The organism is Acinetobacter sp. AND/436 (assembly GCF_049546925.1).
In the GTDB taxonomy this organism is placed as follows: domain Bacteria; phylum Pseudomonadota; class Gammaproteobacteria; order Pseudomonadales; family Moraxellaceae; genus Acinetobacter; species Acinetobacter indicus.
This window is the reverse complement of sequence record NZ_JBMXBO010000008.1, coordinates 57,456-76,851: the sequence shown is the minus strand read 5'-3', so window position 1 is coordinate 76,851 and position 19,396 is coordinate 57,456. Positions and strand designations below refer to the sequence as shown.

The 19,396-nt window shown below is 43.7% G+C and carries 19 protein-coding genes and 3 pseudogenes; 13 read left to right on the top strand and 9 right to left on the bottom strand.

Annotation, left to right across the window (positions count from 1 at the left end; all coding sequences use genetic code 11):
* Positions 1-153 precede the first annotated feature (153 nt).
* The 5 genes and pseudogenes from xseB to ACPEPR_RS08075 form a co-directional block, all read right to left on the bottom strand.
* Positions 154-348, bottom strand: coding sequence for an exodeoxyribonuclease VII small subunit (gene xseB, locus ACPEPR_RS08095; protein WP_005180690.1), 195 nt, complete (start codon positions 346-348; stop codon positions 154-156).
* Positions 338-1,603, bottom strand: a complete 1,266-nt coding sequence (gene xseA, locus ACPEPR_RS08090; protein WP_423562286.1) for an exodeoxyribonuclease VII large subunit — start codon at positions 1,601-1,603, stop codon at positions 338-340. The genes xseB and xseA overlap by 11 nt, the downstream gene beginning before the upstream one ends.
* Positions 1,604-1,803: 200 nt before the next feature.
* Positions 1,804-2,106, bottom strand: coding sequence for a hypothetical protein (locus ACPEPR_RS08085; RefSeq protein ID WP_127801937.1), 303 nt, complete (start codon positions 2,104-2,106; stop codon positions 1,804-1,806).
* Between the two features lie 74 nt (positions 2,107-2,180).
* Positions 2,181-3,299, bottom strand: coding sequence for a Fic family protein (locus tag ACPEPR_RS08080; protein ID WP_095706045.1), 1,119 nt, complete (start codon positions 3,297-3,299; stop codon positions 2,181-2,183).
* 161 nt (positions 3,300-3,460) lie between these two features.
* A pseudogene (locus ACPEPR_RS08075) lies at positions 3,461-3,580 on the bottom strand (type II toxin-antitoxin system death-on-curing family toxin); the annotation flags it as partial.
* A gap of 59 nt (positions 3,581-3,639) precedes the next feature.
* On the opposite strand from ACPEPR_RS08075, the gene ACPEPR_RS08070 reads away from it, so the two are divergent.
* Complete coding sequence (locus ACPEPR_RS08070; RefSeq protein WP_095706048.1) at positions 3,640-3,954, top strand: hypothetical protein; 315 nt, start codon at positions 3,640-3,642, stop codon at positions 3,952-3,954.
* A 473-nt stretch (positions 3,955-4,427) separates the two neighbouring features.
* Here ACPEPR_RS08070 and ACPEPR_RS08065 read toward each other — a convergent pair whose 3' ends face one another.
* The gene (locus ACPEPR_RS08065; protein ID WP_423562285.1) at positions 4,428-5,399 is read right to left on the bottom strand and encodes a GlxA family transcriptional regulator; all 972 of its coding nucleotides are present in this window, start codon (positions 5,397-5,399) and stop codon (positions 4,428-4,430) included.
* 132 nt (positions 5,400-5,531) lie between these two features.
* Here ACPEPR_RS08065 and ACPEPR_RS08060 point away from each other — a divergent pair, with 132 nt between their 5' ends.
* Both ACPEPR_RS08060 and ACPEPR_RS08055 read left to right on the top strand, forming a co-directional pair.
* Entirely contained in the window at positions 5,532-6,416 is an 885-nt protein-coding gene (locus ACPEPR_RS08060) for an MBL fold metallo-hydrolase (RefSeq protein WP_160232241.1), read from the top strand.
* Positions 6,417-6,500: 84 nt separating this feature from the next.
* The gene (locus ACPEPR_RS08055; RefSeq protein WP_004637127.1) at positions 6,501-7,043 is read left to right on the top strand and encodes a cysteine hydrolase family protein; all 543 of its coding nucleotides are present in this window, start codon (positions 6,501-6,503) and stop codon (positions 7,041-7,043) included.
* Between the two features lie 336 nt (positions 7,044-7,379).
* Here the strand turns inward: ACPEPR_RS08055 and ACPEPR_RS08050 are convergent.
* Both ACPEPR_RS08050 and cadR read right to left on the bottom strand, forming a co-directional pair.
* Positions 7,380-7,541 (bottom strand): annotated as a pseudogene (locus ACPEPR_RS08050) (IS6 family transposase); the annotation flags it as partial.
* Between the two features lie 93 nt (positions 7,542-7,634).
* A complete protein-coding gene (gene cadR, locus ACPEPR_RS08045) occupies positions 7,635-8,027 on the bottom strand; it encodes a Cd(II)/Pb(II)-responsive transcriptional regulator (protein WP_180088912.1) in 393 nt (130 codons plus the stop codon).
* Positions 8,028-8,116: 89 nt separating this feature from the next.
* Between cadR and ACPEPR_RS08040 the strand changes: the two genes are divergently transcribed.
* Both ACPEPR_RS08040 and ACPEPR_RS08035 read left to right on the top strand, forming a co-directional pair.
* The gene (locus ACPEPR_RS08040; protein WP_346799635.1) at positions 8,117-9,397 is read left to right on the top strand and encodes a cation transporter; all 1,281 of its coding nucleotides are present in this window, start codon (positions 8,117-8,119) and stop codon (positions 9,395-9,397) included.
* 114 nt (positions 9,398-9,511) lie between these two features.
* Positions 9,512-10,165 carry an IS6 family transposase gene (locus ACPEPR_RS08035; RefSeq protein WP_423562284.1) on the top strand — a complete coding sequence of 218 codons (654 nt, stop codon included), beginning with the start codon at positions 9,512-9,514 and terminating at the stop codon, positions 10,163-10,165.
* Positions 10,166-10,257: 92 nt separating this feature from the next.
* Here ACPEPR_RS08035 and ACPEPR_RS08030 read toward each other — a convergent pair.
* A pseudogene (locus tag ACPEPR_RS08030) lies at positions 10,258-10,427 on the bottom strand (GntP family permease); the annotation flags it as partial.
* Positions 10,428-11,201: 774 nt separating this feature from the next.
* Between ACPEPR_RS08030 and ribBA the strand changes: the two are divergent.
* Genes ribBA through ACPEPR_RS07990 form a run of 8 tightly spaced genes read left to right on the top strand, consistent with a single transcriptional unit; the run spans position 11,202 to position 19,356 of the window.
* A complete protein-coding gene (gene ribBA, locus ACPEPR_RS08025; protein WP_016658863.1) occupies positions 11,202-12,317 on the top strand; it encodes a bifunctional 3,4-dihydroxy-2-butanone-4-phosphate synthase/GTP cyclohydrolase II in 1,116 nt (371 codons plus the stop codon).
* Positions 12,318-12,336: 19 nt separating this feature from the next.
* Positions 12,337-12,807 (top strand): 6,7-dimethyl-8-ribityllumazine synthase, encoded by a 471-nt coding sequence (gene ribE / locus ACPEPR_RS08020; protein ID WP_005181338.1) that lies wholly within the window; start codon positions 12,337-12,339, stop codon positions 12,805-12,807.
* 4 nt (positions 12,808-12,811) lie between these two features.
* Positions 12,812-13,261, top strand: a complete 450-nt coding sequence (gene nusB / locus ACPEPR_RS08015) for a transcription antitermination factor NusB (protein WP_005181335.1) — start codon at positions 12,812-12,814, stop codon at positions 13,259-13,261.
* 16 nt (positions 13,262-13,277) lie between these two features.
* Positions 13,278-14,195: a thiamine-phosphate kinase gene (gene thiL, locus ACPEPR_RS08010; RefSeq protein WP_075167632.1), complete on the top strand. Its 918-nt coding sequence runs from the start codon at positions 13,278-13,280 to the stop codon at positions 14,193-14,195.
* 22 nt (positions 14,196-14,217) lie between these two features.
* Positions 14,218-14,694, top strand: a complete 477-nt coding sequence (locus ACPEPR_RS08005) for a phosphatidylglycerophosphatase A family protein (protein ID WP_104472366.1) — start codon at positions 14,218-14,220, stop codon at positions 14,692-14,694.
* Positions 14,695-14,712: 18 nt separating this feature from the next.
* Positions 14,713-16,077 (top strand): bifunctional UDP-N-acetylglucosamine diphosphorylase/glucosamine-1-phosphate N-acetyltransferase GlmU, encoded by a 1,365-nt coding sequence (glmU, locus tag ACPEPR_RS08000; RefSeq protein ID WP_423562283.1) that lies wholly within the window; start codon positions 14,713-14,715, stop codon positions 16,075-16,077.
* Positions 16,078-16,089: 12 nt separating this feature from the next.
* Entirely contained in the window at positions 16,090-17,928 is a 1,839-nt protein-coding gene (gene glmS, locus ACPEPR_RS07995; protein ID WP_286391632.1) for a glutamine--fructose-6-phosphate transaminase (isomerizing), read from the top strand.
* Positions 17,929-17,985: 57 nt separating this feature from the next.
* On the top strand, positions 17,986-19,356 hold the full coding sequence (locus ACPEPR_RS07990; RefSeq protein WP_423562282.1) for a phosphomannomutase CpsG: 1,371 nt from the start codon (positions 17,986-17,988) through the stop codon (positions 19,354-19,356).
* The last annotated feature ends 40 nt before the right edge of the window (positions 19,357-19,396 follow it).

The window sequence follows — 19,396 nt, the reverse complement described above, 5'->3', positions numbered from 1 at the left end:
GTATTCTCCTGTTCAATCGGTCGAGTGCTCAGATCCGGTTTGATCGTTATCGTTAAGTCCATATTTTTGTACCTAACACATGGTTTTATACAGTTAAGTACAGGAATACGTACTGAACAGACAAAGCGTTTTTATGGTCCTTAGGCTTTTTTTCTATTCCTTAAAGGTGTCATTGAGCGCCTGCTGAACCGCCTCAATCCTTGATTTGCAGGCTTTGTAGGCGGTCATGGATTCTTCAACGATCGCCATCAGGTTATCAATATCCGGTTCTTCCTGCGATTCCAGCAGTTCGGCATTCTTCTTCAGAATCTCGTAGCCCTGTTTGAAACTGAGTTCTTCATTGTTCATGTGTATTTACCTGTGTCACGGTGGCATCAATCATGCCATCCTGGAGTTCGATCTGGAGTTGCTGGCCAGTGATTTGTTGCACTGAGCGGATGGCTTTGCCCTGACTGCGGACAATCGCATAGCCTTTAGCCATCACGTTTCGTGGGTTCTGTAGCAAGGTTTCCCGCATCAGGGATTCGGTCTGCTGTACAGCCTGCCGCAGCTGTTGCTGGGCAAAATACTGGGTATCGCTTTTCAGCAGATCAACGCTACGCTGCGCATCATTGAGCTGGCTTTGTGCCAGGGTTTGGATGGTTTTCAGATACTGGTCATTCTGGCTTTGATAGGCGGTCAGCTGATGCTGGGACAGCAGTTTGATGGTTTGCAGCGCAGTACTGGCTTCATTGACCCGTTCGACAATCAGGTTACGGATCCCGGCGATGACTTTACTTGGGGTATCAAAGGAGCGATGCGCGATTTCATCCAGAATGGTGCGGTCTTTCTCGTGGCCAATGCCCACCCAGATCGGCACTGTTCTTTTACACAACAGTGCAGCCAGATCATAGTCGTTCAGGTACGCCAGATCATTCACTGCTCCACCCCCACGGATGATCACAATTAGGTCGGGAGCGGTCTGGTAATCTTGAGCCCACTGCCTGAGTGCACTGGCCAGAGCCTGCATGATGCTGGTTGGGGCAGTATTGCCCTGGAAGGTGGCTGAATGATAAACGAAGTGGCAGACACCCGCCTGAGCCAGGGCATCGGCATCTTTTTTAAAGTCTCCCAGCCCGGCGGCATTTTCCGGGGCGATGACCAGTACGTTCTGCAAATCAAAAGGTGCCGGTAGCTGTTTGTTGTTATTGAGCAGGCCTTCCTGGGTCAGGCGCTGCAGGATCTGCTGATAGCGTTTGGCAATGTCACCTAAGGTGAAGCTGGAGTCGATATCTTCAATATTGATGGAGAAACCATATTGCGGATCAAATTTGGCTTTGACCTTGATCAGGACATTCAAGTCTCTGGACAGTTCAATGCCGCTTTCCCGTTCAAACCTTAACACGATTTTTTGTGCGGTGAATTTCCACAGGGTGCCTTTACAGCTGGCAATCACTTTATGGCTGTCTTCATCTTTCTCTGCCAGTTCCAGATAGTAATGCCCGCCTTTGATGCTGAGATTACGGATCTCGGCTTTGACCCATACCGCTTCATCGAAAGTCAGCTGGATGACTTCCTGTACGGTGGTCAGGTATTCACTGAGACTGAGTTGGGTTTCTGACATGAAAGAAAATACGGAATGCGGTCATTTGATCCTACAAAATAACAGCTTTCATTTCAAAGCATAGAATTGTTTGGAAAATCTGGAGCATTGCCATGTATGTCCACAATGTGCTGAAAGCCTCTCATCAAGATTTGACTATTTTGCGCTGAGGATAAACGGGTCAGACTTCAATTTTTATCCAGTAAGCTTATCAAGTGCTCTCATTTCGCATGTTCTTTATAGTACTGGTTTTTCCGTTTGGAATTGTGCTTCCAACTTTTGGAAAATTTATAGACATAAGTCGGGAAATCATCCCAAACATAGGGCAAACCACTACCACGGGCAACACGTATTTTGAGCGGATAGTCTTTATATTCAATGCAATGCATGAAATAAAAACTTCTTTCTTGTTGCGTACTGAACTTTTTAAAATAAACACTTCTCAGATTAGGATATTTTTTCCAAAAATAATCATGAGGATGTGCTTTGATAGACTGTTGGTACTGATATTTCAGTTTTTTCATGATTCCTCCTAGGTAACATTACCTAGAAGGGATCCTGTGCAAAGTAATTCATCATAGTTAATCTCTTTGTCTTTCTATAATTGAGTATTGATTTGATAACGTGTGTTACGTCCACCACCTTCTAATTTGACTATACATGCTTTTTCAAGCAAGTCAGATAAGTGGCGGGTAGCTGTTGCCTTACTGACTTTAGCAACCTTTTGATATTGTGAGGCACTAATGCCATGTTCAAAGCCATTTTCCCCGCCATCCAATAAACGGTTTAAAACCTTTCGTTGCCCTTCATGCAGGTCTAAACTAGAATATTTATGCCAAAACTGACTTTTAAATAAAGTTCGATTGATCCGCTTTAAGGTTGTTTCAAGGCTGTCATTCAAGGTATCTAAAAACCAGACCAGCCAATCTGTGATATTGGAATCATTTTTTTGGGTTTGCTCCAAGATGTCATAGTAACTTTTGCGTTTGTTTAATATCGCAGGAGATATGGCATACAAACGAATGCTCTGTTCATCCATTTGAGCCAGGGCAAGATCTGTCAGTGTACGTGTAATACGACCATTACCATCATCAAAAGGATGTAGCGTCACAAACCATAAATGAGTAATGCCTGCGCGTAAAAGGGGGTCAAGCAAGGAATCGGTCAGACTATGGTTAAACCACTCGATAAAGGCATTTAAGCGACTTTCTAGCCCCTCTCTAGGAGGAGCTTCAAAATGTACCGTAGGATAATCCAATCGACCTGAAACGACCTGCATAGGTTCTGAGCCTCTGAGTTGACCAATGCGTAAACGTTGCATTGTCCAATCCGGGTCATTGAAAAGCCAACGATGCCATTGCATGAGGCGTTCAACTGTGAGCGGTTGCTTCACATTGTTAAGCGCATCGAGCATGATATTCGCTAGACCTTCTGATCTGTCTGAGCTTGGATAAGGTTGTTCAAGAGTAACGCCCAAACGTCGAGCTAGAGATGATCGCAATGAAAAAACATTTAGAGTTTCATTTTCAATCGCTGATGAAGCAACTAGATTGGCAAGTAGAGTATCTAAAGTAAATTGTTCTTTCGCTAAATCATGCTGACTTTGCCCAAGAAGAATTCCTATTTTTTGATGTATTTGTCTAGTTTTAGGCAGGATGATTTCATCTTGCCATGTGAAGTTTGTCCAGTTTTCTGTTTGCCAAATCCATTCCTGCATCTTCAATCTATAACTCGAATCGTTCCAAGATGAGTTAAATATAGCATATATTCGGCTCACAATATGAGCTGAATATAATGTTTAATTAGCTCATCTATTTGTCAGAATTTGCATCAGCCGACTTATTTTAAAGTCGAATTGTTGGTGTCTTTGTGGTTATTTTAAATTTTCAGAAAATCTGAAACTTTTAAAGCCAAAATTTCGTGTTCGTCTTGTGATTCCACAATATCAACCATAAGATCATCAAGCTCAGTATCATCTTTAATTGAAACACCTTGAATATTTTCTGATCCTTACTTCAGGTATGATGATATTGCTATCACTACATTTAAAAATCATTATGAAACACTTAGGATTTGTAGGAAAAAGTACAGTACATATTGGATATACCCATGTTGAAATTATTAACAGCGCTCTTCGACTGTCCTTCAACGTGCCCTTAAAGAATAATCCAGAGGGAGTCTTTAGAAAAATCGTAGAAAACAACTATGATTTATTGATATCGACTTCAGCAGAAATCTCATTTGAATTAGATAGCGAAACGATTACAAAGGCTGAAAACTTAATTAAAGAGCAAGGTATTGAGTTAGAAGAATTTATTCAGAATACGCTGATTGAATTTATCAATCAGAACCAATTAGATACCACTAACTAATTACCATAGTTAGACAATAAAAAACCCCGACATATCGGGGTTTTTCGTGTTTGGCTGCTAGGTAGGCTGCTGTTCTACCTCACGTCCTGGTGCTTGAACTTATCATTATTGTTGTATGTTTCGGAACTTCCTGTTCCTGTATGACTTCATCATAAGCAAAAAACTACAGATCCCCTAGCCGCAAAATCCCTAAATGTTTGTGCGCCAGGGCGTACAAATCTGGCTAAAAGTTGTCCCGGTTTTATCCGCAGAAATTGGGGATAATTTTTGCCCTGGACACCTGATAGAATCAGGAAAAACCGCAAAAAAGACTATTTTTTAAACAAATTGATTGGCGAAAGATGCCAGGATCGAATAGAAAAAAGCCGACTTGTTTCTAAATCGACTTTTTGGGTTTGCGCCCCGATTTTTTATATCATAAATTATTGATAAATAATACTATTTTCCATAAATTTCGAATAATACCCATTATGTTAAATGGGTGGATTATTTTCATTAATGATCCCAAAAGCTTTTCTCCATGCCTGAGGGCTGGTGCCATATTTTTCACGAAAATTTTTTCTAAATGACACGGTATTATTAAAACCTGAAAGCTCGGTTATCTTTTCGATAGACAAGTTTGTCGTTTCTAAAAGTTCACAACTTAATCTGATTCTTTCAGTATTCAGCCAATCGACTAGGGTCATGCCTGTCGCTTTCTTAAAATGCCGTGTGAACGTCCTGCGTGTCATATGTGTCCGTTCAGCGAGGCTTTCAATATTATGTTGTAAAGCTAAATTCTTTCTTAAAAAATCAAGTAATACATTAATTTGTGCATCTTGGCTCGATTCTGCGACTGGCTGTTCAATAAACTGAGCTTGCCCACCTTCACGGTGAGGCGGGATCACCATTACTCTAGAGACTTTATTCGCAATTCGTGCATTATAGATTTCTCGTACCAAATATAGGCAGCAGTCTAATGCTGCACCTGTTCCAGCAGAGGTTACAATCCTTTGGTCTTCTACATACAGGGCATCATGATCAAGTTGAACCTGTGGAAACCGCTCACTGAAATCTTGTTCAGCCATCCAGTGCGTAGCTGCTTTTTTATGGTCAAGTAAACCAGCATATGCCAGTGCATAAGTTCCATAGCATAACCCTACAATTCTAATTCCAGTCTGATATGCACAATTTAGGGCATCGATAAGTACTTGTTCAGGCTCGTGATTAAAATCATCCCACCCAGGAATAATAATAAGATCCGACTCTTTAATGAGCTCGACCCCACCATCAGGGATAATCATCATAGACTGTTCTGTTGTTACGGGCTGGCCATCTATAGAAAAAATTTTCAGATCAAATAAGCGTTTATCTTCAATCTTGATATTGAAAATGATATGGGGGATAGAGAAGTGAAATAGATTTATATTGGGATATACGAACAATCCAATCACTGGTATAGCCATTCAATCTACCTCTCTAAAATAATAAATATAGCATGTTGTCCCAATAGTTTCGATGATTGTCCTTAAGGACAATTTTATTGCTTAATTTTTCCTATCATGATTCGAGTATGACTAAATGATTGGATCTGGAACATGAATAAAATTTTAAGTAGCTCTGTTATTGCACTCTCTCTGGCAATGGCTTCAGTCCATTTATATGCGAATGATAAGGTGGTTCAGCGAGATACTTCTAAAGTTACGCATATACAAGAAATTCGCAATGCAACGATTAAAGTAACCTATGCTGATACGACTTTTTTAATTGACCCAATGTTTGCTAAAAAAGGATTCTATGAAGGTTTTCCTGATACTCATCGTAGCTATTTACGGAACCCATTAGTCGATTTGCCTATCAAGCCCGAAACGATTTTAGAAGGTGTAGATGCGGTAATCGTGACCCATACCCATTTAGATCATTGGGATGATGCAGCACAAGCGACTATTCCGAAAAACATGCCGTTGTTTGTACAGAATAAAGAAGACCAGAAAATCATTCAGTCACAAGGCTTCAAAGATGTTCGTGTATTAACTCAAGCGACCTTTGAAGGGATTAAGCTCACTAAAACTGGTGGTCAACACGGTACTGATGCCATGTACCGTATTCCTAAGCTTAAAGCTGGATTAGGTGAAGCAATGGGTGTGGTATTTGAAGCTGCTGGCCATGAAACTGTTTATGTGGCAGGAGATACCATCTGGCGTTCTGAAGTTGATCAAGCGATTCAAACATTTAAACCTGATGTGATTGTCTTGAATACAGGTAACGCCTTGGTTGATGGCTTTAAAGAATCCATTATTATGGGCAAAGAAGATACTTATCATGCAACTCAGAAAGCACCAAATGCTAAAGTGGTTGCTGTTCACATGGATGCAATTAACCACATGTCGGTAACACGTGCTGAGCTTGCAGAATATGTAAAAGACAAAGGAATTCAAGATAAGGTTTTAATTCCTATCGATGGTGAAACACTTTCTTTCTAAAGTAACTTAAAGAAATGGAATACTTCCACTTCTTTAAAAACCTAAGTAGAACAAAACAAATATTAGTTAAGTAAAGGAACAGATATGTCAAAATCAGCTTTATTAGTTATCGACTTACAAAATGAATATCTACCTACAGGTAAATTACCATTGGTAAATATTGAACAAGCTGCTGCTAATGCAGTGAAAGTAATTGCGAAAGCCCGTCAACAGGGTACTCAAGTGATTCATGTCCAACATATTGCTGATGCTGAATCTCCTATATTTGAACCTAGCTCAAATGGTATTGAATTTCAGGACACAGTTAAGCCGCAAGAAGATGAATCTGTGATCATTAAAAATCACATCAATGCGTTCTTAAACACGAATCTCAAAGAAATTTTAGATAGCAATCAAGTGACTGAGTTAGTCGTGATTGGTGCTATGACGCATATGTGTGTTGATGCTGCTGTTCGTGCTGCTTCTGATTTTGGTTATAAGGTAAAAGTGATACATGATGCTTGTGCAACACTAGACTTGGAATTTAATGGCGTTAAAGTACCTGCTGGTCATGTCCATGCAACATTAATGGCCGCTTTTGAATTTGCATATGCTCAAGTAATATCAACTGAAGATTATGTTAGCTAAAGACTAAGATTTCCTAAAATTAACATAATACACGTTATGCGAAATTATTTTAATTTTACTTTAAAATCAATTGGTTAATTGTAAAATAAAAAGCCCAATCATACTAGATTGGGCCTTTTATGTGAATAATTGTGTTCCACGTTTTTTTAGAATTATGCACCTAAATTCTTACGATACTGAATGAAGCCTGTATTGTCGGCCAACTGATCATATAAGATTCTTACTGTATATTTGGTTTCACGAGTTAGCCGATGTAGAGCTTCCAACAGGAAAACATATAGGATTCAACGTTTAACAATAAAAATGGGAGCTATAGGCTCCCATTTTTAGATTCGTATAACGTTGAACCCAACGGTAAATAGTCGTGTGATCAACATTCACACCCCGTTCGGCCAGCATTTCCTGCAGTTCACGATAGCTAATGCCATATTTACAATACCAGCGCACAGCCCAAAGAATGATTTCGCCCTGAAAATGCCGACCATGGAAAGGATTCATATGCTGCACCTTTAGCTAAAACAGTCTTCAGCTTACCATTCGTGGTTATTTGCAACAGTGCCGATTTTTTGAAAAAAGCATAGGTCTAGATAATCAAGCTAGATTTTTTAAAACTCCACATTGGTCAATTGTACATAAACCATCACAAGTACCTCTTAAATCAGATAGTTGTTCAATAAGCTTTTGTTGCTTGATTATATTTTCTCTGATAGCACTGACATGTAAGTCAATTAATTCATTCACATCTGAACAATTTTTCTCAGGTTTGTCTTTATAGGTAAGTAATTGACGAATTTCATTCAAACTCATATTTAAAGTTCGGCAATTCAAAATAAATTTAATTCGCTCAACATAGCCTACATCGTAAAGGCGGTAATTTCCTTCCGTTCTTTTCGGTTCCGGAATTAAACCTTCCTTTTCATAAAACCTAATTGTTAATACTGAACATGAGGTTTTTTTAGAGAGTTCACCAATTTTTAAATGCATTGAGTTAGTATTTCCAAAGATTCTTGACTCTATAGTAACTATAGGGATTCTAATATTCAAAGTTTATAATTTTTTTAATGGGTATAATTATGAGTGGTTGTGGATGTAGTAAAGAAACACCATGCGAAGATAAGAAATCTCAACAAGAAAATCATCCATCAATTGCAGAAGCAAACAATTCAAAGAATTGTGATAATACGCTTAGCTGTTGTGGTGAAGAGGAAGAAAAAAAATCTTCATCTCCTTGCTGTAACACTTCAAACAGTTGTGAAGATACCGCTCAATCCTGTTATGGTTCTGATCCCAAAGAAAATTTAAGCACTGAAGATATTTTAAAAGATTCGCACTACATGAGTGAATACTTAGTTCCCAAAATGGATTGTTCTGCGGAAGAACAGATGGTTCGTATGGCGCTATCTTCAATTGATGGTGTTCAAAAACTCATCTTTGATTTACCTAACCGTTCTTTAAAGGTTCTACATAATCAAAAAGATGAAAATATAACCACCAAACTTGAAGCTTTGGGTTTTGGTGCAAAGCTTGTGAAGACTGAAACTTATATAAGCAATCAACAGGCTAAGCAAACAAGTACCTACACCATTCCTAAAATGGATTGCTCTGCTGAAGAGCAAATGGTCCGTATGGCTCTTGCAGATATTGAAGCAGTTAAAGGTCTTACTTTTGATCTTCCCAATCGAAAACTGAAAGTCTTCCATAATGAAGGGATTCAGCAAATTACGGCTAAACTCGAAGGACTGGGTTTTGGGGCGAAACTTGATGAAATACAGCTTTCTTCAGGCGATATACCTAATGAACCTGATCCTGTGAGACAAGCTAAAGTACTTAAACTGTTATTAGGTATTAATGCTCTACTTTTCTTTATAGAATTCATCAGCGGTATTATTGCTGCGTCTACAGGATTGATTGCTGATTCTCTAGATATGTTTGCCGATGCAGCCGTTTATGGTATTGCGCTATATGCCGTCGGAAAAGCTGCGAAATATCAAATAAAAGCAGCCCATTTCGCAGGTTGGATTCAGTTATTACTTGCTGTTATCGTGATTGTTGATGTCATTAGACGATTCATGTTTGGAAGCGAGCCAGAATCAACGCTCATGATTGTTATTGGCCTGCTCGCACTTATAGCTAACGTGACATGCTTATATCTTATTTCTGGTCATCGAGAAGATGGCGCACATATGAAAGCCAGTTGGATTTTCTCGGCGAATGACGTTGTCGTAAATATGGGCGTTATATTTGCCGGTGTACTCGTGGCGTGGACGGGATCAGCTTATCCAGACTTAATCATTGGCATACTGGTTTCTTTATTCGTACTTAATGGTGCCCGAAAAATTTTGGCTTTGAAGTAAGGGCACTGTTGCAAATAACCACGAATGGTAAGCTGAAGACTGTTTTAGCTAAAGGTGCAGCATATGAATCCTTTCCATGGTCGGCATTTTCAGGGCGAAATCATTCTTTGAGCTGTGCGCTGGTATTGTAAATATGGCATTAGCTATCGTGAACTGCAGGAAATGCTGGCCGAACGGAGTGTGAATGTTGATCACACGACTATTTACCGTTGGGTTCAACGTTATGCTCCTGAAATAGAAAAACGTTTACGCTGGTATTGGCGTAATCCTACAGATCTGAGCTCGTGGCATATTGATGAAACCTATGTAAAAGTGAATGGACGATGGTCTTATCTGTATCGTGCAGTCGATCAACGTGGCGATACCATTGATTTTTATCTTTCTTCTAGACGTAATACCAAATCAGCATATTGTTTTCTTGGAAAAATTTTAAATAATGTGAAGAAGTGGCAAATTCCACAAGTGATCAACACGGATAAAGCACCCACATATGGACGTGCTTTATCACGGTTAAAACGGGAAGGTAAATGTCCACCAGACCTTGAGCACAGGCAGATTAAGTATAAAAATAACGTGATTGAATGTGATCATGGCAAGCTAAAGCGGATCATCAGGGCCACATTAGGATTCAAATCTATGAAGACGGCTTATGCCACAATTAAAGGTATTGAAGTCATGCGTGCACTACGTAAAGGACAAGCATCGTCATTTTATTATGGTCAGCCTCAGGGTGAAGTGTGTCTAATCAACAGGGTTTTCGGTCTCTAAGTACTTTTTAAAGGGAACATCATCGACTCAAATCTCTATTTGCAACAGTGCCCTGATCCGCTCATACCACCAGAGGCTGAACCAGTGACCCCCGCCAAAACCGTAGAGGTTTTCGCAATAGCCACGGTATAGGCTGCAAGTCCAATCGCATTGAAATCAAAACCGTTTGGGTACAATTCTTTAATCGCAGTTGATAAAATTTATTGGTCACAGCAACTAAAATCAGCGGTACGAAAGCCAGCCACTGACAGGCGGTAGAACCGATTCAATAAAATCACTCAAAAAATTACCTGAGCAGATTCGATCAGAAACCCTCCAGATGATCCAAGGCTGGATTGAGCATAATATTCATTTACTGAATCAAATATAAACTATCCGTATAATGATTAATCAACATTATATTAAATCGCATATTGTTATTATTCATCATAAAAATCCCTATCAAAATATAGGTGACTTTCAGAAAACATAAAACCTAAAATAAAGTGACCAAAATAACCTAAAACGATCTTAATTGATCAAAATTTTACTCTATTAAAAACCACTTACTACCAATTAAATCAAATACTTATAATTAATGTCACTTAAGGGGAAAAATCTCGGTGACCTTGCCAAGGTTGGGGTCGCGAGTTCGAGTCTCGTTTCCCGCTCCAAATTCAAAAAGCCCTGATCGAAAGATTGGGGCTTTTTTATTGCCTATTCTAAAATTTTTGAACCTCACCCCAAGCCTGTTCGCCATTCCTGTTTTATCTGGCTGATTTAAATCGTAGTCTAAATGTATAAAAGCGTTTTTAAAAAAATTCCTGGTTTTCGCGGCTTGCTGTTTATATTTTTTTACAGATCAATTGCTTAAATATTCTGCACAATTCAAGCTTTTTCCAGACACCGGCCCTTTTCAAGCCAGCAGCCACTGTGTATAACAATGAAGCAGACCGGGAAACGGATAAGCATAGGCAAAACCTACGAAAAAGCGTTAGACTATGCCACAATTAATGTCATGAAAATGTCCGTTGAGACAAAAAGAAGGTGAAGGTTGATGCCGCTCAATACAGTTGAAGAGCTCGTAGCAGATATCCGTGCAGGAAAAATGGTTATCCTGATGGATGATGAAGATCGTGAAAATGAAGGCGATTTAGTCATGGCTGCCACGCATGTTCGCCCGGAAGACATCAACTTTATGATCACCCATGCCCGCGGTCTGGTCTGCCTGACCCTAAGCCGTGAGCGTTGCCAGCAGTTAAACCTGCCACTCATGGTCGATGCCAACGGCGCCCAGCATGGCACCAACTTTACCCTGTCGATTGAAGCCGCAGAAGGCATCACCACCGGAATTTCCGCGGCTGAACGTGCGCATACCATTCGCACGGCGGTTGCCGCCCATGCCAAACCGGCCGATATTGTCCAGCCGGGCCATATTTTCCCGCTGATGGCGCAACCAGGTGGTGTGCTGCACCGTGCCGGTCATACTGAAGCCGGCTGTGACCTGTCCCGTTTGGCTGGTCTAGAACCTGCTTCAGTGATTTGTGAAATTATTAAAGAAGATGGCACCATGGCGCGCCGTGCCGATCTGGAAGTGTTTGCCGAAAAACACGGTCTGAAAATGGGCACCATCGCCGACCTGATCCATTACCGCATGACCAATGAACAAACCGTTGAGCGTCTAGATCAGCAAAGTATTGATACCGAATATGGCAGCTTTGACCTGTATCGTTACCGTGAACTGGGTAACCCGGATATTCATCTGGCGCTGGTCAAAGGTGAGCCAAAAGATGGCGTGACCACCGTTCGCGTGCATGGTTTTAACCCAACCCGTGACCTGCTAAAACTGAACAAGCAGGATGGTGAACCGGCCTGGAATCTGGACCGTGCCTTAAAAGAAATTGCCAATAGTGATCGTGGCGTATTGGTCTGGATTGGCCAGCGTCATCTGCAGGATTTAGGTCCGGCACTGGACAGCTTAAATGCACCGAAGAAAAGTAAATCCAATGCGGCGCTGTCTCAGCAGTATCAGACCATTGGGGTAGGTGCACAGATTTTACGTGATTTAGGTGTTGAAAAAATGAAGCTGCTCAGCTCGCCATTACGTTTCAATGCCTTGTCCGGCTTTAACTTGGAAGTGGTGGAATACGTCACCGCACAACAAACAACTTAAGAAATCATCGAGGTTTGCTATGGCAGTTCGCCGTATTGAAGGTATGTTACATCTCGCGAGCGAAGGCCGTTACGCGATTTTAGTTGGTCGTTTTAATAGCTTTGTGGTGGAACATTTGCTGGAAGGTGCCATCGACACATTGAAACGTCATGGTGTATCAGAGGATAATATCACTGTTGTTCATGCACCAGGGGCGTGGGAACTTCCGGTTGTTGCGAAAAAACTGGCAGCATCTGATCGTTTCGATGCCATTATTGCACTGGGCGCGGTGATTCGTGGCAGCACGCCTCACTTCGACTTTGTTGCAGGCGAATGTGCCAAAGGTTTAGGTGTGGTTGGCCTGGACACTGGCTTACCGGTCATTAACGGTGTATTGACTACGGATAGTATCGAACAAGCGATTGAACGCTCGGGTACAAAAGCAGGTAATAAAGGTAGCGAAGCTGCTTTAACTGCAATTGAAATGGTTAACTTGTTAAAGGCTATTTAACGCTATGTCGCAAACACTTCAAGCAACTTATGCAGCAAAACGTAAAGCACGTCGTTTTGCTGTACAAGGAATTTATGAATGGCAGATGAGCCACAATCCGGTGCACGAGATTGAAGCACGCACGCGTGTCGAAAATGCCATGCACAAAGTGGATCTCGGCTATTATCATGAATTGTTGACTCAAGTGGTTGCCAATCATGAAGCATTGGATGCGCTCTTAATCCCTGTGCTTGACCGCGAAATTGATGCCCTTGACGGCGTTGAACTCGCAACCCTTCGTCTGGGCGCCTATGAATTGAAAGAACATCTGGAAATTCCATATCGCGTGGTTTTAGACGAAGCCATTGAGCTGGCAAAACATTTTGGCGGTGCAGACAGCCATAAATACATTAACGGTGTTCTTGACCGTTTGGCCAGCTCATTACGTGCAGCAGAAAAACAGCAATCTAAATAATTGACAGATTGATGCGATGGCTGAGTTTTCCATTATTGACACCTATTTCAATCGGCAGCACGGTAGTTCTGTCGACTTAGGTGTTGGTGATGACTCAGCCGTGCTGACTCCTCCCCCACAGCAACAGCTGGTGATTTGCGCCGACACGCTGGTTGCTGGACGACACTTCCCATTAGATACTGATCCACATGCCATTGGCTGGAAATCTGTTGCAGTCAATCTCTCCGATATTGCTGCCATGGGTGCCACGCCGCACAGTATTCTACTGGCCTTGAGCCTACCCCAAATTGATCACGACTGGCTGAAAGCCTTTAGCCAAGGTCTGTATGATTGCTGCGATCAATTTGGGGTGCGCTTAATTGGTGGAGATACCACCCAAAGTCCACATTTAACCTTATCCGTGACCGCCTTAGGCTGGATGGATACCGGTCAGGCGATTACCCGAGCAGGTGCCCAGCCGGGCGACTATATCTGTGTCAGCGGCACCGTCGGTGATGCCGCCTTTGGCCTGAAGCATCCGGGACATGCGCTGCAGCAGCGTCTGGATTATCCAACCCCGCGCTGCGAACTGGGCCAGCAACTGAAAGGTCTGGCCTCAAGCATGATTGATGTTTCAGATGGTCTGGCCCAAGACTTGGGGCATATTCTTAAAGCCTCAAAGGTTGGTGCTACGCTGGATCTGGATCTGTTACCGCTTAGCGATACTCTGCGTCATTTACCTGACACACAGCGCTGGCAATATGCGCTGGCTGGCGGCGATGACTATGAACTGTGCTTTAGCATCAGCCCACAGCATTTTGAACAACTTTTACAACAACCGCTGAATGTCCGCGTTACCAAGATTGGACAAATTCATGCAGCACCCGAACTTCATTTTGTGCAGAATGGCGTAGATCATTCGCTCCAATTCCAGGGATACCAACACTTTGCCTAAACCTGCCATTCATTTTAAAGCGATGAGCTGGCCCGACCGCCTGGTTGTCTTCTGTGGGGTAGGGTTTGGATCAGGCCTGTTACCCAAAGCTCCCGGCACCTTCGGCTCGGCTTTTGCGCTGCTGTTTATTCCGCTGTGGCTGTGGCTTGGTTTTGCCTATTCGGTTGTGGCGATTCTGCTGATGTCACTGGTCGGGATTTATATCTGCGGGCAAACCGCACGGGTCATGGGCGTCCATGATGATGGCCGTATTGTCTGGGATGAGTTTGCCGGACAGTCGATTACCTTTTTACCGCTGATCTATTTTGGCCAGATGAATACGATGTGGGTCATTGCAGGCTTTGCCCTGTTCCGGCTGTTTGATGTCTGGAAACCTTGGCCCATCCGGGTGATTGACCGTCAGGTCGATGGCGGCTTTGGCATTATGCTGGATGATCTGATTGCCGGACTCTGGGCAGCAATCTGTATTTTAATTTATCTTTATTTTATTTTGGTTTAGCAATAACTAGGATTATACATGTCTACCACCGTGATTATTCTTGCCGCAGGGAAAGGAACGCGTATGCGCTCCAGCCTTCCGAAAGTGCTTCAACCCCTTGCAGGACGCCCGCTTCTGGGTCACGTGATTGAAACGGCACAACAATTACAAGCAGATAATATTATTACCATTTATGGCCATGGCGGCGAACAGGTACAACAGGCCTTTGCCCATGAAACGGTTCAATGGGTGGAACAGGCCGAGCAGCTCGGGACCGGACATGCGGTCCAAATGGCGCTGCCGGTACTGGGTCAAGATGGTGTTTCAATTATTCTATCCGGTGATGTGCCGTGCATTAGCCAGGCCACCTTACAGCAACTGGTCGAGGCCAGTCAGGCTACCGGCATTGGTCTGGTCACGTTAACCCTGCCAGATGCGACCGGTTACGGCCGTATTGTGCGTGACAATGGCCAGATTCAGGCTATTGTTGAACACAAAGATGCTTCTGAGACACAGCGCCAGATTCAGGAAATCAATACCGGCATTTACTGCGTCAGCAATGCCAAACTGCATCAGTGGTTACCAAAACTGTCCAATGACAACGCGCAAGGCGAATACTACCTGACCGATATTGTGGCCATGGCCATTGCCGATGGCATGCAGGTGGCTTCGGTGCAGCCGGAACGGGCCTTTGAAGTCGAAGGCGTCAATGACCGGGTGCAACTGGCCGCATTAGAACGTGAATTTCAAAGCTTCCAGGCCAAACAGTTAATGCAGCAAGGCGTGCATCTGATTGATCCAAGTCGCTTCGACTTACGTGGTTCACTCAAAGTAGGTCAAGACGTACGTATCGACATCAATGTGATTATTGAAGGTGAAGTCGAACTCGGTGATCGGGTTGAAATTGGCGCAGGCTGTGTGATTAAAAACAGCAAAATTGCGGCCGGCACCAAAGTCCAGCCGTACAGCGTCTTTGAAAATGCTGTTGTCGGTGAAGATGTACAGATTGGTCCATTTGCCCGCTTGCGTCCGGGTGCAGTGCTGGCCAATGAGGTGCATATTGGCAACTTTGTTGAAGTCAAAAACACCCAAATTGGTGTCGGCTCCAAAGCCAATCACTTTACCTATTTAGGCGATGCAGAAGTCGGCGCCGGTTCCAATATTGGCGCAGGCACCATTACCTGTAACTATGACGGCGCCAATAAATTCAAAACCATCATTGGCGATGCGGCTTTCATTGGCTCAAACAGCTCGCTGGTGGCACCAGTAACCATTGGCAACGGCGCAACGGTGGGTGCCGGCTCGGTAATTACCCGTGATGTGGCTAACCATAGCCTGGCCTTTGAACGCTCAAAACAGTTGAGTAAAGATAATTATCAACGTCCCCAAAAACTGAAAAAATAAGAGGAAAAGATTATGTGTGGTATCGTCGGTGGCGTTGCAGAACGTAATATTAGCAATATCCTGATTGAAGGCTTAAAGCGTCTGGAATACCGTGGCTATGATTCTGCCGGTCTGGCGCTAATCAATGGCGGTCATGTATTACGTGAACGTCGTGTCGGGAAAGTGGCCAATCTGGAACAGGCGGTTATTGAAGCCGAATTAACCGGTTCGTTGGGGATCGCACATACACGCTGGGCGACCCATGGCAAGCCAACTGAAAATAATGCCCATCCGCATATTTCAGGCAATGTGGCGGTGGTGCATAACGGAATTATTGAAAACTTCCAGGAACTCAAAGATGATCTGGAAGCGCTTGGTTATGTATTTACCTCGCAAACCGATACCGAAGTGGTTGCGCATCTGGTCAATGATGCCCTGAAATCCACCCCAAGTTTACTGGAAGCGGTGAAACAGGTAGTGCCACAGCTCAAAGGTGCCTATGCACTCGGTATTATCCATACCGATCATCCGGATGAACTGATCACGGTTCGTGAAGGTTCACCACTGGTGATTGGTGTTGGGATTGGCGAGAACTTTATCAGCTCGGACCAGCTGGCGTTGTTGCCAATTACCAATCGCTTTATTTATCTGGAAGAAGGTGATATTGCCCGTTTAACCCGTGAAACCATTGAAGTTTTTGTGGATGGTCAGCTGGTGAATCGTCCGGTGAAAGAGCTGGATGCGACGGTCAGCAATGCCTCTAAAGGTGAATACAAGCACTACATGCTTAAAGAGATTTATGAGCAGCCAGAAGCGATTCAGCAAACCATTTCTCAGGCCTTAAATGGCAATGCGCTGCGTGAAGACTTTCTGGCCCAGGCCGAGCAGGACTTCGCCAACATCCAGCAAGTGCAGATTATTGCCTGCGGTACCAGCTACCATGCCGGCATGATTGCCAAGTACTGGTTTGAACAGCTGATTGATGTGCCGTGTCAGGTCGAAATTGCCAGCGAGTACCGCTATCGCGCACCGGTAATTGTCAACAACACCCTGTACATCTGTATTTCCCAGTCAGGTGAAACGGCCGATACCTTGGCTGCACTGCGCGATACCCAAAAACGTGCTGCAGCCAAAGCGCTAAACATTTGCACCATGGCAATTTGTAACGTAGCCACCTCGTCAATGGTGCGCGAAACCCATCACAGCCTGTTAACCCTAGCCGGACCAGAAATTGGCGTAGCATCAACCAAAGCCTTTACCACGCAACTGGCTGCGCTGATGCTGCTGATTCTGAAGATCGGTCAGGTCAAACAAAGCATTGCTGAAAAAACGGTCACCGAGATTATCGCGGAATTGTGGCACACGCCAAAAGTGATTCTGGATACTCTGCAGCATAACCCGGCGATTCTGCACTTATCCGAGCTGTTTGTGGAAAAGAACCACTGCCTGTTCCTCGGCCGTGGCACCCAGTTCCCGATTGCGCTTGAAGGTGCCCTGAAGCTGAAGGAAATTTCCTATATTCATGCCGAAGGTTATGCCGCCGGTGAACTGAAACATGGTCCGCTAGCTCTGGTCGACAATGAAATGCCGGTGGTGATTCTGGCACCAAAAGATGACATGCTGGATAAACTGAAATCCAACATGGAAGAAGTACAGGCCCGTGGTGGCGAGCTGTTTGTCTTTGCTGATGAGCACAGCGGCATTAAAACCAAAGAGCGTCAGCATGTGGTACATATTCCATCAATCAGTGCGGTGCTGGCGCCAATTGTCTACAGCATTCCGGTCCAGCTGCTGTCCTATCATGTTGCGGTACTGCGCGGTACCGATGTGGATCAGCCACGTAACCTGGCCAAATCGGTGACGGTAGAATAAGCAAAACAGAAAAAGGCTGGTTCACCGGCCTTTTTTCTTCTGCATGGAGAACAAATAATGACCCAACTGACTTGCTTTAAAGCCTATGATATTCGCGGCAAACTCGGTACAGAACTTAACGAAGAGATTGCCTATAAAATTGGTCGCGCCTATGGACAGATTTACCAGCCAAAAACTGTGGCGATTGGCTGTGATATCCGTTTAAGCAGTGAAGACTTAAAACAGGCCACCATCCAAGGCCTGAATGATGCAGGTGTAAATGTCCTTGATCTGGGCATGACCGGTACTGAAGAAGTCTATTTTGCCGCCTTCCATCTGGATGTCCAGGGCGGGATTGAAGTCACTGCCAGTCACAACCCGATGGACTATAACGGCATGAAACTGGTACGCGAAAATGCCCGTCCAATCAGTGCTGATACTGGCTTAAAAGAAATTCAGGCCTTAGCAGAAGCCGGTACATTTACCGAAGTCGCAGTTAAAGGAACCACCCAGTCCTACAATATTTTGCCGGCGTTTGTAGATCATCTGATGACCTATATTGATCCAGCCAAGATTCGCCCAATGAAGCTGGTGGTGAATGCCGGCAATGGTGCTGCAGGTCATGTGATTGATGCGATTGAAGACAAATTCAAGGCCCTGAATGTTCCGGTGGAGTTTGTCAAAATTCACCATGAAGCCGATGGCACTTTCCCGAACGGGATTCCGAACCCAATTCTGGTAGAAAACCGCGATAGCACCCGCGAGGCGGTACTGGCGCATGGCGCAGATCTGGGCATTGCCTGGGATGGCGACTTTGACCGCTGCTTCCTGTTTGATGAAAAAGGCCAGTTTATTGAAGGTTATTACATTGTGGGGCTGCTAGCCCAAGCCTTCCTACTGAAGCAGTCCGGTGAAAAAATTGTGCATGATCCGCGTCTGGTCTGGAACACCTTTGATGTGGTGGAACAGTATCAGGGTGAAGCAATCCAGTCCAAATCAGGGCATGCCTTTATTAAAGATGTGATGCGTGAGCATAATGCGGTTTATGGCGGAGAAATGAGTGCTCACCACTATTTCCGTGACTTTGCCTATTGTGATAGCGGCATGATTCCATGGCTACTGGCAATTGCGGTGCTGTCTGAAACCGGTCAATCTTTATCGAGTCTGGTGGAAGAGATGATTGCCAAGTTCCCGTGCTCAGGCGAAATCAACTTTAAAGTAGCAGATACTCAAGCCACCATTCAAAAGATCTTTGAGCACTATGCCGATCAGAATCCGGCCATTGACCAGACTGATGGCGTCAGTCTGGATTTTGGCGCCTGGCGTTTTAATGTGCGGGCCTCCAATACCGAACCTTTGCTGCGTTTGAATATTGAAAGCCGCCGTGACCAGCAACCCAAACCAATGCAAGACTATGTCGATGAATTGACCCGCTTAATTCAGGCTTAGAACAAAAAATGGAGCATAAATGCTCCATTTTTTTATTGTA